At 46.8% G+C, this 15,757-nt stretch carries 13 protein-coding genes; 11 read left to right on the top strand and 2 right to left on the bottom strand.

Annotated features, from left to right (window positions below; genetic code table 11):
* Window positions 1-16: 16 nt before the first annotated feature.
* From ccoG to IS446_RS00680, 3 genes are all read left to right on the top strand, one after another.
* On the top strand, window positions 17-1,438 hold the full coding sequence (ccoG, locus tag IS446_RS00690) for a cytochrome c oxidase accessory protein CcoG (protein ID WP_203057239.1): 1,422 nt from the start codon (window positions 17-19) through the stop codon (window positions 1,436-1,438).
* A gap of 187 nt (window positions 1,439-1,625) precedes the next feature.
* Window positions 1,626-2,072, top strand: a complete 447-nt coding sequence (locus tag IS446_RS00685) for a FixH family protein (RefSeq protein ID WP_203057238.1) — start codon at window positions 1,626-1,628, stop codon at window positions 2,070-2,072.
* Complete coding sequence (locus IS446_RS00680; protein WP_203057237.1) at window positions 2,072-2,782, top strand: sulfite exporter TauE/SafE family protein; 711 nt, start codon at window positions 2,072-2,074, stop codon at window positions 2,780-2,782. The genes IS446_RS00685 and IS446_RS00680 overlap by 1 nt, the downstream gene beginning before the upstream one ends.
* A 64-nt stretch (window positions 2,783-2,846) precedes the next feature.
* On the opposite strand, the gene hemN is transcribed toward IS446_RS00680, so the two are convergent.
* Both hemN and IS446_RS00670 read right to left on the bottom strand, forming a co-directional pair.
* The gene (gene hemN, locus IS446_RS00675; RefSeq protein ID WP_203057236.1) at window positions 2,847-4,211 is read right to left on the bottom strand and encodes an oxygen-independent coproporphyrinogen III oxidase; all 1,365 of its coding nucleotides are present in this window, start codon (window positions 4,209-4,211) and stop codon (window positions 2,847-2,849) included.
* 782 nt (window positions 4,212-4,993) lie between these two features.
* On the bottom strand, window positions 4,994-5,155 hold the full coding sequence (locus IS446_RS00670; RefSeq protein ID WP_203057235.1) for a DUF1328 domain-containing protein: 162 nt from the start codon (window positions 5,153-5,155) through the stop codon (window positions 4,994-4,996).
* 232 nt (window positions 5,156-5,387) lie between these two features.
* Here IS446_RS00670 and IS446_RS00665 point away from each other — a divergent pair, with 232 nt between their 5' ends.
* From IS446_RS00665 to IS446_RS00630, 8 genes are all read left to right on the top strand, one after another.
* Complete coding sequence (locus IS446_RS00665; RefSeq protein WP_203057234.1) at window positions 5,388-5,963, top strand: hypothetical protein; 576 nt, start codon at window positions 5,388-5,390, stop codon at window positions 5,961-5,963.
* A gap of 155 nt (window positions 5,964-6,118) precedes the next feature.
* Window positions 6,119-7,927, top strand: coding sequence for a pyruvate kinase (locus IS446_RS00660; protein WP_203057233.1), 1,809 nt, complete (start codon window positions 6,119-6,121; stop codon window positions 7,925-7,927).
* A 900-nt stretch (window positions 7,928-8,827) separates the two neighbouring features.
* Entirely contained in the window at window positions 8,828-10,891 is a 2,064-nt protein-coding gene (locus tag IS446_RS00655; RefSeq protein WP_203057232.1) for a hypothetical protein, read from the top strand.
* A gap of 84 nt (window positions 10,892-10,975) precedes the next feature.
* Window positions 10,976-11,488, top strand: coding sequence for a hypothetical protein (locus tag IS446_RS00650; protein ID WP_203057231.1), 513 nt, complete (start codon window positions 10,976-10,978; stop codon window positions 11,486-11,488).
* A 12-nt stretch (window positions 11,489-11,500) separates the two neighbouring features.
* Window positions 11,501-12,298 carry a CsgE family curli-type amyloid fiber assembly protein gene (locus IS446_RS00645; protein ID WP_203057230.1) on the top strand — a complete coding sequence of 266 codons (798 nt, stop codon included), beginning with the start codon at window positions 11,501-11,503 and terminating at the stop codon, window positions 12,296-12,298.
* 2 nt (window positions 12,299-12,300) lie between these two features.
* Entirely contained in the window at window positions 12,301-12,699 is a 399-nt protein-coding gene (locus IS446_RS00640) for a curli assembly protein CsgF (protein ID WP_203057229.1), read from the top strand.
* Between the two features lie 11 nt (window positions 12,700-12,710).
* Window positions 12,711-14,090 (top strand): CsgG/HfaB family protein, encoded by a 1,380-nt coding sequence (locus IS446_RS00635; protein WP_203057228.1) that lies wholly within the window; start codon window positions 12,711-12,713, stop codon window positions 14,088-14,090.
* 14 nt (window positions 14,091-14,104) lie between these two features.
* A complete protein-coding gene (locus IS446_RS00630; protein WP_203057227.1) occupies window positions 14,105-15,622 on the top strand; it encodes a carboxypeptidase regulatory-like domain-containing protein in 1,518 nt (505 codons plus the stop codon).
* Window positions 15,623-15,757: the final 135 nt, after the last annotated feature.

The raw sequence follows: 15,757 nt of genomic DNA, 5'->3' as shown, positions 1-15,757 counted from the left end.
AATAAACCCGAACGCCATGACTGATCAGGGAAAAGAGGTATTCAGGGATTCCATAGGAACGGTAAACGAAGAAGGAAAGCGAAGCTGGATCTATCCGAAAAAGCCCAGCGGAAAGTTCTACGATTACCGTAAGTATGTGAGTTATTTTTTACTCGTCATCCTGGTACTGGCTCCTTTCGTGAAGATCAATGGCAACCAGTTCCTCATGTTCAATGTGCTGGAACGCAGGTTTAATATTTTCGGGTTTCCTTTCTGGCCGCAGGATTTCCACCTGTTCGTGATCTCGATGATCATCGGGGTGGTATTCGTGATCCTTTTTACCGTAGTGTTCGGAAGGATATTTTGCGGATGGATCTGTCCGCAGACCATCTTTATGGAAATGGTCTTTCGCCGTATTGAATACTGGATCGAAGGCGACCGTGGGGCGCAGATACGCCTGGACAAACAGGCGTGGAATGCCGAGAAGATCAGAAAGCGGACTTTTAAGTGGTTTATCTTTTTTGTGTTTTCCTTTCTTATTGCCAATGTGTTCCTGGCCTATCTTATAGGTAGCGACAAGCTCATTACTTATATTACCGATGGCCCGATGGCGCATACAAATACGCTTATTGCCCTGCTTATTTTTACGGCAGTGTTCTACTTCGTATTTGCCTGGTTCCGCGAGCAGGTATGCATCATTGCTTGTCCGTACGGACGCTTGCAGGGGGTACTGCTCGATAATAAATCTATCGTAGTGGCCTATGACCACGTTCGAGGGGAAGGAGAGAACGGAAGGAAAAAGATCCGTAAGGGGGAAGACCGCAACGCATTGGGTCATGGGGATTGTATCGATTGTTTCCAATGTGTGCATGTGTGCCCTACCGGGATCGATATTCGAAACGGCACCCAGCTGGAGTGTGTGAATTGTACCGCTTGTATCGATGCCTGTGATCATATCATGGAATCGGTGAATCTGCCTAAGGGGCTCATTCGCTATGCCAGTGAAGACAATATAGAGAAAAAGGCGCCCTTTAAGTTCACTGCCCGAATGAAAGGCTATACCGCCGTATTAGGGATCCTTACCGCCGTCCTTATTGGGATGCTATTCCTGAGAAATGATGTGGAAGCTACCGTATTGCGTTTGCCGGGGCAACTCTATGAAATGAAAGGGGAGTATATGATCTCTAATGTGTATACCTATAAGATCGTTAATAAGACCATCGAGGAGATCGATGATGTGGAGATCAAGCTTATAGGATTAAAGGGGGAGGTGCAATTGGTGTCCGGAAGCCGGATCACCATCCCTGAACAAGGCCTCGCAGAAGGAACCCTTTTCGTTGAGATCGACAGGGCCCTGTTAGACGACGACCGCATGAAGATTCGCCTGGGCGTATACAGTGGAGACGAACTTATTGAAACCACGACAACGTCTTTCCTGGGGCCGCATAGCTACAGGTAGGGTGAAGAGATGTGAGATGAGATATGAGTGAAGAGTGAACGCAGTGAGCGTGGCAATCTCATGGGTGGAGAATAAAGAATAAAGAGTCAAGAGTAAAGAGAAAAGACGGTTAGAGGGAGTAGTTAGTTGGGAGTGTCATTTCACTGCATAACTGCATAACTGCATAACCGCATAACCATTGAGCGCTATGAAAATAAATTGGGGAACCGGAATTGTGATCGCCTTCGTGCTGTTTATCAGCTTCATCATGTACTTCGTGGTGAGTAGCCTGACCGACGAAAGTCTGGAGCACGAATTGGTGACAAAAGATTATTATAAGAAGGAACTGAACTTTCAGAAGGAAATAGATACCGAAAAGTTCACCAAAGACGCCGGGGTCGATGTGGCCGTTACCCCGACCGCTGAGGGGCTGGAACTGGTATTTCCGGAAGATCAGCTTCCTGAAGACATAAAAGGAAAAGTGTTCCTTTACAGGCCATCTAATAAACATTTAGACTTTGAGGTTGCTATTTCATTGTCTGATCCACATTTGCTCATACCTAAGGACCGTTTATTGGATGGCCGCTGGAACATTGAAATAAGATGGACCTGCGAAGGGAAGTCTTATTTGGTAAAGAAAGCCATTAATTATTAGTGTTACTGAGTGCCGTTATACTTGGTTTTTTCGGGAGTTTACACTGCCTCGGTATGTGTGGTCCCATCGCCTTTGTGTTACCCCTTGACCGCGGGAATCCGGTTAAAAGATTTCTGCAGCTCATGGGGTATCACCTCGGGCGTTTAACGACCTATGCGCTTATCGGACTCCTTTTTGGTAGTATTGGCCGCGGACTCTTTATCGCGGGCATGCAACAACGTCTTTCATTAGTACTCGGCGTGATCATGGTCCTGGCCGCTGTTGTTCCTTATTTCGGGAAAACAGGCGCTGCAACCCTCATGCGACCCTTCTACACCCTCGTGGGTCAGGTAAAGAATGCCCTGGGAGAACGCTTGAAAAAGCGTACTGCAGGTACCCTGTATACCATCGGGTTTTTAAACGGATTCCTACCTTGCGGACTCGTTTATATGGCGCTGTTCGGTGCCGTCGCCCTGGGCGATGTGCTAAGCGGCGGACTCTATATGGCCTTGTTTGGCCTTGGTACCATTCCGCTGATGAGCGTAGCTGCCTATAGCGGTAATGTGTTGTCGGTAAAATTGCGCACGCAACTCAGCAGGCTTATTCCCATTTTCGTGATCCTTATCGGGGTATTGTTCATTCTTCGCGGCTTAGGCCTTGGTATACCCTATGTCTCACCTTCTGATATGAACTTAATGGTGAAATCGGCCCCGGATTGTGTGGTGCCATAAAAAACTCCCCGACGAAAAAAAATCCGAGCGGGGAGCCAACCATTGATGAGATCTTGCGTGATACTTAGATGGTCATTGAGAACACCTTGGTATCGGGGTTATTGCGTTGTAAACGCAGATCGAAGGCCATACACACATTGCGTACAAAAGGCCTTCCGGCTTCCGTTATCCTGAGGTTATCCTTACCTATGGCTATAAGGCCATCTTCCTCCATTGGAGCAAGTTTCAACAGGGTTTCCGGAAGTAAATCAAAATACTGATTTTCATCTTTCCAGGAAGTCTCCATACGGCACATCAGGTTGAGAATGTGTTTGCGAATTTTGAGATCTTCCTCGTTGAGAATATGGCCGCGGTACACCGGGATCTTGCCCTGGTCTACCTTGGTCATGTACTTCTCTATATTCTTTTCATTTTGTGCGAATGCCGTCCAGCTATCACTTATACTAGAAGCGCCCAGTCCTATCATTAGAGAGGTCTTGGAGGCGGTGTAGCCCATAAAATTCCTGTGGAGGGTGTTGTTCTCCATGGCCTTATACATGCCGTCTGAAGGTAGCGCAAAGTGGTCCATACCGATCTCTACATACCCCAGTTCCTTTAACAGGGCTTTCCCTGTTTCGTAAAGCTGTCGCTTCATTTCTCCTGAAGGAATATCGGCCTCATCGAATCCGCGCTGGCCGTTCCCTTTTACCCATGGTACATGGGCATAGCTGTAAAAAGCAATGCGGTCCGGCATGAGTGGAATGGTCTTGTTGATGGTGTCTACGATATCACCCAGGTGCTGGAAGGGTAATCCAAAAACCAAGTCGTGACTTATAGACTCGTACCCGAGATCTCTCGCCAATACGGTAACCTTTTTCACCTTGTTGTAAGGCTGAATACGGTTAATGGCCTTTTGAACCACTGGAGAGTAGTCCTGAACCCCAAAGCTCACCCGCGTAAATCCAACCTCGCGAAGCGCCTTGAGGTGCTCGTAGGTGGTGTTGTTAGGGTGGCCTTCGAAGCTAAATTCATAGTCTTCGGCACGGGTGGCGTGCTCAAAGATCCCTTCAATAAGTCTCGTCAGGTTCTTAGCAGAAAAAAAGGTGGGGGTACCTCCGCCCAGGTGGATCTCTTTGATCACCGGGGTTTCGCCAAAAAGGTCAACGTAAAGCTTCCATTCTTTAAGTACGGCTTCAATATAAGGAGACTCCACATCGTGTCTTGTGGTAATGCGCTTGTGGCAACCGCAAAACGTACACATGCTTTCGCAATACGGTAAGTGGATATACAGACTGATCCCTTCTAAAGCATTGGTTGCTTTGAAGGTTTGCTTGGAAAGTGTTTTCCAAAGGTCTTCATTAAAGCCAGAGCCATCCCAGTAAGGTACCGTTGGGTAACTGGTATACCTGGGCCCCGGCACATTGTACTTGTCAATTAAACGGATACTCATGATTGGCAATTTGGGGTAAAATTACCACCGCAAGGCGCCCGCATCCTATGACATATGTCATGTAGGTGGGATTTAAGGTGATATTTTTTTTGGTGGGGTGCTGAATGCCAGGTGGTTGTGAGGAAGTTGGAGGGTAGGCGGGGAGGTGGGGAGGTAGGGAAGTAGGGAAGTAGGGAAGTAGGGAAGTAGGGAAGTAGGGAAGTAGGGAAGTAGGGAAGTAGGGAAGTAGGGAGGTAGGGAAGTCAACCTTCGCTAAAGCTTCGGTCGATGCAATAGGGAGTTGATGTCTTTGCGAGGGGGAGCAAAACTCCGACGTGGCAATCTTTGAAAGGTAAGGAAATGTGTATATGGGCAGACGGGAAATAACCCCTTTCGTCAACGCTTTAAACGTCGGCAAAGTTATTATTACATCCTTTAGCAGTCGTAATTTCTTCCTTCCTTCTCAAGGAGGCTCTGCCTACCGAAAGAACTCCCGTTAGGGCGGGATGGTTTTCCCGAGAAAGGGCGTCTGAAGGTGAAAAGGCGACACTGTCCCTTGGGGTGATAGCGAAGCAATAGGACCGTGTGGCCCATAGATTACCTCAAAACTGTCTTTAATCTTGCCTCTTTGCTCTTTGTTCTTGCCTGTTTGCTCTTTGTTCTTGCCTCTTGACTCTCATTAAAACATCTCAAATACGTACCCCAGCAGCCAATACAGAATAATAAAAAAGAAAATGGTGGCACACCCGCAGCGGCCACCACTCATTTTTTTGGCTCCTATCCATGCCAAATGATGTTGAAGATTATACCCTTCTTTTTCCGGTGACAATAGAGATAATAAAAAGTACCAGGAAAATAAAGAACAGGATCTTAGCGATACCGGCAGCACCTTCAGCGATGCCTCCAAATCCGAAGATCGCGGCCACAATGGCCAGGATCACAAAAATAATGGTCCAGCGTAACATAGTGTTTTGTTTATTGGTTCGTAAAAAGTTAATTACCAACAAGATACGAATAAAAATGCACTATATTCTGAATTTTGTAGGCATAAGTAAGCTATGGGGCTCTTAACTAAACCACTCGGTTAATCCTTACAGATTTGTTTTTTTAGAGGAATTTTCTGTATTTTTAATCGATGCATTACCCAATTAATACGCTGAATTGCAGGTGTGTAAGTTGGCGTAAGTTTTAGAAACCATGGGACTACTTTTCCTTATACCCCTTATTCTCGGCCTGATCGTGCTCTTTTGCGGACTCGCCCTATACGAGAGTATGCGCAATACCCTTCCTACCTTTCATCGCGGTACTTTCCGGAAGTCGGAAATGCGATTACTTCGCATTCTTGGCGGACTCCTCGAATCGGAGATGGCCAATAAGCTCGATGCACAGGTCAGGTATTTTATGAACCACGGAAAATATTGGCGGTTTGAGGGGGAAGAGAGCAATGGTGTCGAATTGTGTGAAGAGCGTGATATGCCACTGGCCGAAGATACCCTGTATGATTTTCCTGAAGACTGTGCCCTGGCCGAAATACGCTTTCAACTGAAGCATGACGAACATACCATCACCTTTCAGGCTACCCATGGCCGCCTATGGGGGTGGAGGGTGAGTCCGCCCCTGCCCGGGTCCACAAAATGGTCGAAGATACATATCAAAGAAGCCCGATTGCTTGAACATCCGGAACTGGCACTCAGAGGTGCACGAACAACAACCGACTTTCCGGTGGAAACACTTGAAGGGCTGGCCACCTCGTTTACCGGGAGAGGATCCTGATCTCGCAGACCTACCTTCCTTATTCTTCTACATCATAGTGCTATGGGTTGGATCACACCATAGTGCACCAAAATTTAATATAGGAATTTTCGCCATTGCCGGGGAAGTTGGTACCTTTATAGGACCCCTTATCATTACCTTCCAAACATCGTATTATGGAAATTGATAAGAAAATAATTAAAGGGGCTATTGCCCGACTGGAGGAGATCATCGCCCGCCTGGAAAAAGCTGTTAACGACCGCCATGAAGGTTTGGAAAAGGTCGATAGCAGCTATCGGGAAAGTGCGGTAAACCTCATTCACTATACCACCTTTCGCAAATTTAATCTAACAAACCTTCAGCGCATTCTGCGTGACCTGGGGATCACCGGATTTTCACATGCCGAAGGGCACGTGATGAGTTCCCTCCTTCACAGCAAACGCCTCCTCGAAAGTTTACTCGGGCAGGTTACGACCTTTGAGGTCGATGGAGTTACCTCTGCCGATAGGTCGAAAGCGCTTATGGAGCAACACAGTCGCGACCTTTTGGGGGATGTTGTCGAGGGACGAAGGGTAAGCATCATGGTTACCCAACCCACCGAGTCGGCCTATCACCCCGAACTGGTGCGGCAAATGCTGGAGGCGGGAATGGATTGTGCCCGGGTAAACTGTGCCCACGACAATCCCGAGGTATGGCTAAAGATCATCAATAACGTGCGGGAGGAAGCCCGGAAAATGGGCAAGACCGTTCGTATTGCTATGGACCTATCGGGACCTAAGATCCGTACCGGGGTCTTAGAGGCCGGAATGCGGGTGCGTAAGTTCTCTCCCAAAAAAGATGAGGGCGGACACGTTGTAAAACCGGCAACGGTATTGCTCAAAAGAAAGCTACAGGAAAATTCCCCTTCGAACGTCCTGCCGGTAAGTGTTCACCTACTTGAAAACCTGGCGGTGGGCGATAAGGTGTCTTTTAAAGATGAGCGCGGTAAGAAAAGGCAATTGGAGGTGGCAGAGGTCACCCCGGGAATGGTGAAGGCCTACCTCTATAAAACATCATACATACGCACGGGAACGGCCCTGCATAAAAAGGACGGACTCGTAAGTGATGTGGGAGAATTACCAAGAGCCGAACGGCCATTACTCCTGAAAACGGGACAAATGCTCAAAGTCACCGGTCCCGATCAAGTGGGACGCAATGCGGTTAAGGCCTGGGACGGCACCCTTACCCAACCCGCCCTGGTGCCCTGCCAGATGCCTGAGGTGTTTAAGAGTCTGAGAGCAGGCGAACGCGTTTTGTTCGACGACGGTAAGATCGAAGGGGTGATCAGGGAAGTAGAAGAAGACGGATTTACGGCAGAGATTACCCGTACCAGAGAAAACGGTTCCTGGCTCAAGTCGGAAAAGGGCATCAATTTTCCGGATTCAGATCTTAAGGTACGCGGACTCACCGATAAAGACCGGGAAGACCTGAAGTTTATCGCCCAACACGCCGATGTTGTGAATTTCTCTTTTGTGAATTCCGCAAAGGATGTGGAAGACCTCCTGTATGAACTGGAGCAGTTGGATGTTTTACAATCTATAGGAGTGATCCTGAAGATCGAAACGGGAAAGGCTTACGACCACCTTTATGAGATCCTAGCCAGGGCCATGCGTAAGAAAAAGATCGGGGTGATGATCGCCCGGGGTGACCTGGCGGTGGAAACCGGATGGCAGCATATGGGGCTCATTCAGGAAGAGATTCTCGCGCTCTGTGGGGCTGCCCATGTGCCCGTAACCTGGGCCACCCAGGTATTGGAAAACCTCGCCAAAAAAGGATTGCCTTCGCGGTCGGAGATCACCGATGCCACCAACTCCCTGCAAGCGGAATGCGTGATGCTGAATAAGGGACCTTATATTATAGATGCCATCAAACTTTTGGATTCTATCCTGAAAGAAACCGAGAAGTTCCGAAGCAAGAAAGAACGGATGTTGCCAAGAATAGAGTAGACTTTTACTTTTTGTCATTGCCACAAAAAGTAACAAAAAAGTCTAGCACTGAGCTCTCGGTCATCCACTTACGCCTTGTAGTCTAAGCCAGCTGAACTCGTCAAGCTAAGCTTGCCTCAAACAGCACTTGGCTCCATGCGGCAACTTCGTCCAGTGGATCCTGACCTGCGTACTCTGTGGGCGATTTCGCTTTCTCATATCATTTAGTCTTGCGCCTACTATAGCCTTTATTCACCTCTTCGCGACTCGGCAATTCAGCAATTCAGCGATTTTGCAGTTTCGCCTATTCACCTCTTCGTCCTCTGTAGCTTCAGTGAAGGAGGGTCACTACGCTTAATGGTTCGACCATTTACTAAGTACAACGTTCGATCAAACAACGATCTCCTTCCCCTTCGAGGGGAAGGTGTCCTTGCGGAAGGCAAGGACGGATGGGGTTGTTTAAAACGTATATTTTGTCCAAAAGAATAACCTTCAGTTGGACTTTGTTACGCCTTTTCATATCCAAAAACGTTACGGGTATCCACAATTTCATTTTGTAAGAAAAGAAATGCAATATGCAGTTCATCGAAAGAAAGATAAAATTGACATTTCATCTATTTCTTATGGAATATCGTCTATTCGATTCTATATTCGGGAAGCCTGAAATAAGGAGGCTACCACACAGAGCTGTAGCGAATTATGAAGGGCGCCCACCCAATCTTACGTTGAGCTTTTTTAATGCTTACACTCCCCCTTTATGGTATATCCCCCACCATTAGTTGTTAGTCTGTCGGCTTTAGCATCCGGCATGGCGTCTATGTGATCCCCCAGCCAGCAGTCCAACCCCTTGGATTGAATTGATCGATAGCGCCAAAAAGAGAATTTAATAACTAGTACTAATCTTTAAATTAAGTAAGCTTTATGAAAAAAGTGATTTTAGGTGCCACGGCGCTATTAATGACATTTGCATTGTCTGCCCAAGAGAAGCAGCAAAATGATGCAAGAAGGGTGCCCTATCCTGGTGAAGGCGAAGTGGGCGTTCAGCCTTACGTTAAAGGAACTACTGCCACCAATGGCACTAATGAGGTTTTTATTAACCAAGATGCTTATAAGGCAGATGATAGACGTGATAATGTGAATGTTGAAGATGGTAACGATGCTACCGTGAACCAGGATGGAACTGGAAATTTCACGAGTGTTTATCAAGGTGGAGTTAGAAATAATGTCGATGTTACACAAGGAAATACTGCCGTTCAATCTACAGGAAGTGTAGCTTTGATAGAAGTTGTTGGTAAACCTGCAACATTTCATGCTGAAGGAGCTCATCCAGCTTCTGATAATACAGTCGAGATAACTCAATACGATAATCCAGATTCAAATGAAGGTGGTAATGTTATTACCGTGGATCTTTCAGGTAGAGATCATAATGTTGATGTAAGACAAAAGGGAGCTGGTAACAATACATATGAGTCTAAATTAAAGGATGGCTCTGTGAATATAGAGGATGATGAGAGTGCTTGGATACCTGAATCTGGTGAAGATGCAGATATTGATGGTGCTTTTTTCAGAGACAATAATGACCCTCAAAGCGATGGTTTTAGAAACACTCTTGGTTTTTCTGATCATGTGGATATTTCAGGAAGTGAAAATGATGCCTTTTTGACTCAGGAAGGAGATAACAATCAAGCCAATGTGAAAATTGGAGGAGATTATTCTTCTTCAACTATTTTGCAAGGTGGTGATTCCAATACAGCTTGGTCATATCAAGCAGGCCAAGAAACATCACAGGGTGATGCGACTAAATTGTATAGAGGTGCAAATAATAACAGTACTATTCAACAAGGAGCCGAATTTAGTCCAGATGGACTATCGTATGATAATAATGTTTATTTAGGTCCAGAAGCTGCTGAAGGGAATTATGCAGGAGCGATTCAATACGGTGATGATAATACTAGCAATATTCTGCAGCTGGACTTTGATAACGCAGCTGTGGTGAAGCAAGTTGGAGAATACAATATGAGTGATATTGAACAAAAAGGTAGTGCTGATGATATGGGTAATGATGCATATGTCGAGCAAACTGGATCTAACAATTGGGCCGATGCTGATCAAATGGGAAATGATAACACAGTAAATATTTACCAGGATTACACTCTTGCTGTAGATCAAGATCCTGCACTTCTTACTGATTCTTCAGGCGATAATGAATTTTCTAATGAGAGTACCACTACTCAAACTGGTACAAGCAACTTTATAGAGGTCCGTCAAAATTTTGATGATACTAGTGTTATTACTCAAAACGGTCAGCAAAATTCAGCGACTGTAGAACAAACAGGGACTAATATCAATACAATTGATCAAATTGAAGGAGCTTTAGGTAATTCAGCTGAGGTGACTCAAAGTGGTTCAAATACAAGCACGATTACTCAAAAGGATGGTAGCTTAGATGAGGATGAAAATCAAGTTTTAAAAGGTAATAAGGCAGATGTCAATCAAGTTGGTTCGAACACCAGTACCGTAACTCAGACTGGAGGGTATGGAAATTATGCCTATGTAGAACAATCTGGTTCTAACACAAGTACTATTAACCAAATTGACGGTGATAATAACAGTGCTTGGGTGTATCAGGAGGATAGTGGGAACACAAGTACTATTAATCAAGGAACACAAGGATATTCTAATACTGCTTGGGTCTCACAAAAAGGTATGGAACAAACTAGTACTATTTATCAGTATATGGGAGAGAATAACTTTGCTGAGGTTGAGCAGTTGGATACGGTATATGACGGTGAAGGTCGTAATGTGAATACTATGACGCAAGAAGAGGGTAACGCAAACAATGCATTCTTAATTCAAAATGGAGCATCAAACACGAACACACTTTATCAGACAGGTAATCATAATATATTCAATGCTCAACAATATGGTAAAGGTAACACAATTAATGTTACTCAAAGTGGGCAAGCAACCTATCCTGAGAATTAATAGGTGTAATATTTAACCATTTTTTGGAATCATGAGAACAGGGAACCATTCCCTGTTCTCTTTCTTACGTAAAAGCAATAGCATATGAGACACATATTTATAACACTTATAACCTTATGCTTTTCCATCACTGGCTTTGCTCAGATAGTAGACAATACCCTTCCCTCAGACATTAACGAATTATTCCTCCAAAAGGAGGCTTCCCTCAATTATATCAGTAACCAAACCAACAACACACGGGATCTTCCGGAGATCGATAACAACGGCGTATTCATTCAGCAGGTGGGTGATTATAACACCACTAAACTCTTTGTAAAGGCCCGTAATCAGGATGTTTCTGTGACGCAGAACGGCGATCATAACACCGCCGGTCTCTTTCTCATAGCCGACCAGGTGAAATACAACCTCACCCAAACGGGGAATCACAACTTCTATGCAGCCTTTGCGCCCGGACTTTCCGAAGTGGTAGATCACAACGTGACCCAAACCGGGAATAATTGTGACCTCGTGGTACATGGCAAGAATAGTATTATGGATAAACTCAAGATCACCATGGAAGGTGAAGCACAATCGTTAATTATTCGTAACTTTCAGTAAATGAACGGAAAAATGCGCCCATATCTTTTCCTGTCCCTTTTCCTACTGCTTTCAATTTCTCTCTTCAGTCAGGATGAGGTTACCGGTGATCTTCAAGCCAAGATCGATATGCAATCCCAGGGAACCTTTACCAAGTTCCTGGCCACTGCTTATAATACCACCGAGATCAATAAAAGCATCCGCTACGAATTTGTCGTAGTGCAGCCTGCTGCGGAGGGTGGAAATCAGAACCGTTTGGAGCAATCAGGCTTTCAGGTATTGCCCTCCGGGATCAAAAAAGTATTAAGCGAGCAGACCATGGTGATCGCTCAAGACCAGCGTACCATAGCCTTCCTGATCCTCTACCAGGACGATAAAGTGGTTGGTAAAGACCGCGTAGTGATCAATGGCCGCAATGGCAACGATGCCCAGCAACCGGTGGTGATCTCTAAAGAGGCCCTGCAACAACAACAAAAGGAAGCACAACGCAATATTCAGGATGTAGACCAAAGCAACAGCGATGGGATCACCCTGCGTGGCATGGTGGTGGAAGATACCAAGACCAAACCCGGGAGTGATTTCTACAAGGAGTATTACGCCCAATACCTCGCCAATAACATCAACGGCGAACAGATCGTGACCATCAAAGAAGACCTGGGCATGGGGAGTAATACCAAGATCAAGGTGATCATCGATCAAAATGTGATCATGGAATTCTTTGTGAATCCGCGAGCCACCTATATCGAGCAGATGGCCGGCCAGGCGATCATGCGTACCAACCAGTATTTCAGAAACCTAAGAAAAAATAAGACCCTCCAAAAACGTTATTAACCATGTATAAGACCTTATTCGCATTCGTATGCTTTCTTGGTGCCTTTCAGCTTTCGGCACAAGAGCTCCGATACACCCCCAAGAATCCGAACTTCGGGGGTAATACCTTTAACTACCAATGGCTGCTCAGCTCGGCCAATGCCCAGAACAGCTTTACCGCCAAAGGTTCTTCCCGGGAAGAGCAATCCCGCCTGGACAGCTTTAAGGAAAGCATCGATCGTCAGCTATTGAGTCAGCTCAACCGCGCCATCCTGGCCGCCCAAACCGGGCCGGAACTGCAGGAAGGTAGCTTTGATGCCGGGAGTTTCCTCTTCGAAGTCTTCGAGACCGAAGAAGGCCTCGTGATCAACATCCTCGATAAGACCACCGGAGAACAAACCCAGGTGATCGTCCCTAACTAAACCTAAAACAGATGAGAATAGCCCTGAAACGCATAACGGCTACGGCCGCTGTCCTGCTTCTGTCTTCTTGTGGCACATATTTCAGTCAGCCCCTGAGTCAGCAACAGGCACGCACGGGAGAAGTGACCTCCCATACCAGTGCCCTTGCCAACCTCCCCCTGCCCAAAGAACCGGTGGTGGTGGGTGTTTATAATTTCAAAGACCAGACCGGACAGTACAAAGCCGTGGAGAACGGAAGTACCTTCTCTACCGCCGTATCCCAGGGAGGTACCACCATGCTGGTCAAAGCCCTGGAAGATTCCCGTTGGTTTACCCCTATCGAAAGGGAGAACCTTTCGAACCTCCTCAATGAACGAAACATCATACGCTCTACCCGAAGTGAGTATAGCGGACAACCACAGAACAAACCCAACCTGCCGCCATTACTGTTTGCCGGGATCCTCCTCGAAGGAGGCGTGGTGAGTTACGATACCAATATCGTGACCGGCGGACTCGGAGCGCGGTACTTCGGGGTGGGTGGATCTACCCAGTACAGGGAAGACCGACTTACCATCTACCTGCGTGCCGTATCGACTTCCAACGGGAAGATCCTCAAAACGGTATACGTTTCCAAGACCATCCTTTCACAGGCTATCGATGCGAGTCTCTTTCGCTACGTGAACTTCCAGCGTCTCCTAGAAGTAGAAACCGGGATCACCAAGAACGAACCCGTACAGCTGGCTATGAAAGATGCCATCGAAAAGGCGGTGGAGTCCCTCATCATTGAAGGGATCGAATCCGGACTTTGGTCTACGGCCGACGGTCGCGATAAGGACGCCTGGTTGGTGGAAAACTACAACAAGGAAAAAGCGGCAGAACAGTCAACCCTGCTTTATGACCGTGAGCAGTTTGATACCACCTATAAGAACAGCTTTAGTTTTGGTGGGGGAGTGACGCTATTTGATGGGGACTACACCAAAAAACGTCCGGGATTTAACGGGTCTTTTGGTTACCACCGTAAACTTTCAAAAATGCTGGGACTTGGCCTCCAAGCCGATTACAATCAGCTCGAAGGAGGCGAAAGCTGGCGACGAACCTTCCTGGATTACGACCTGAATCTCGAACTTATGTTCCTGCCTAAGGATAAGGTCTCTCCATTTATCTATGGGGGTCCTGGCCTGATCTATGAGCTGGAGGATATTGCCGATGATGACCTGCGAAGTGCACTTTATGCCAAGGTGCAATTTGGGGGCGGACTCAATGTTCGTTTATCCAACCGCTGGGACCTGGCCCTTTACGCCGAGAACAACTTTAGCTTTACCGATGCCCTGGAAGGGGTGGTTAACGGAAAGCGGGATGATTTTTACTACAACTTCGGACTACGACTTCACTATAAATTCGGATTACGTTAAACAGCCACCAAATTATGAAAACACTACTCAAGAATATATGTCTGTTCACCCTGGTTTTCTCAGGGATCACTGCCTGTAGCGAAGATACCATCGACGTTTCGGGCGAAGGAACACTCACCGGAAAGGTGGTCACCGCAGTGGGAAATGAACCCCTGGAAAATGTCAAGATCTCAACTACCCCGGTATCGACTACCATTTTTACCGATGCCGAAGGGAATTTTATGATCGATAACCTCGAAGTCGGAGAATATTCGGTACAGGCCGAACTCGACGATTTTGTCACCGCTTTTGAACCCGCCAATATCATCGATGGACAAACGGTGAACGTGGTCTTTGAAATGGATTCTGTTTCTTCAAAGAACATCGCTCCTAAGACGCCTGTCTTAGTAAGCCCGGCCGATGGGGAGGAGGGGGTGCCTACCGAGGTGACCCTGGTGTGGAATGCCTCTGATAATGATAAGGATGAAGTGCTCTATGACCTGCAGTTGCGTAATGGGAAGACCAACGCCGTGGAGGTTTTTGAAGCCCTTACCGATACCACCTACACCGTTACCGATCTCGAAATGGGTGTGAACTACTTCTGGCAGGTTACCGCCAATGACGGCATCAATGAGGAGGTGAGCAGCGCCATTGCCGGATTTAGTACGGTAACCCCCGATTTCAGGAATTTCAGGGTGTATTTTACCCGAGAGGTAGACGGTAATAATGTGATCTATGGAGCAGCCGACACCGAAACCGATGTGAGTTCGGAAGAGGCTTATGCGGTTACCGCTACCGATAAGAACAGCTTCAGGCCAAGGCGTGACCCGAACTCCGGAAAGGTCGCCTTTTTACGTACCGTTGGTGCAGAAACACACCTGTTCACCATGAACAGCGATGGAAGTGATGTGATGCAGGTCACCCGCGATATCCCGGTGGCCGGATTCAACCTGGAAGAGATCGACTTTGCCTGGTTCAATAACGGGGCACAGCTCTACTATCCGAACTTTGATAAGCTCTACGCCATCAATGCCAATGGTACGGGGGTAGAATTGGCATATACCGTACCAACAGGAAAGTTCATCACCAAGGTAGCCGTGAATGCCGTGAATGAGCAGGTAGCCATTCAGGTGAACGACAGTGATGGATATGGGGCCGAGATCCTCGTGATCGACCCGAATACAGATACCACCCTGGAAGTGGTAGAATCAGGAAAACAGGGAGCTCTTGGCGGACTCGATTTTTCGATCGGGGGAACCCGCGTGCTGTATACCCGTGATATCAGCGGATCTGAGAATGCCCAATACCGACAGTTGGACACCTATATTTTCGAATACAATATGCAGACCAACGTGACCACCCGTCTCAATGTGGATAAGGCTTCCGGAACCCTGGATCTGAATCCGCGGTACTCCCCGGACGACGGCTCCATCATTTTTGTGAATACCTCGAATGATGGGATCTCACAGAGAAATATTTACAAGGTCACCTTTGATGCCGAACTCAACCGCGAACTCATCTTTGAGAATGCCTTTATGCCGGATTGGGAGTAACCCCTTCCGGCTTCAGCTTTGCTGAAGCCACCTTCCCCTTGACAAGGGTCCTTAGGATATAAAAAAGCCGGGAAACTATCCCGGCTTTTTTGGTATTTACTTTGCAGCTCTGCTTCAGACCTGATATCCTCGTAA

Source organism: Robertkochia sediminum, from assembly GCF_016786255.1.
Lineage (GTDB): Bacteria > Bacteroidota > Bacteroidia > Flavobacteriales > Flavobacteriaceae > Robertkochia > Robertkochia sediminum.
Note: the sequence above shows the minus strand (reverse complement) of the source record. Positions and strands in the feature narration are given on the sequence as shown.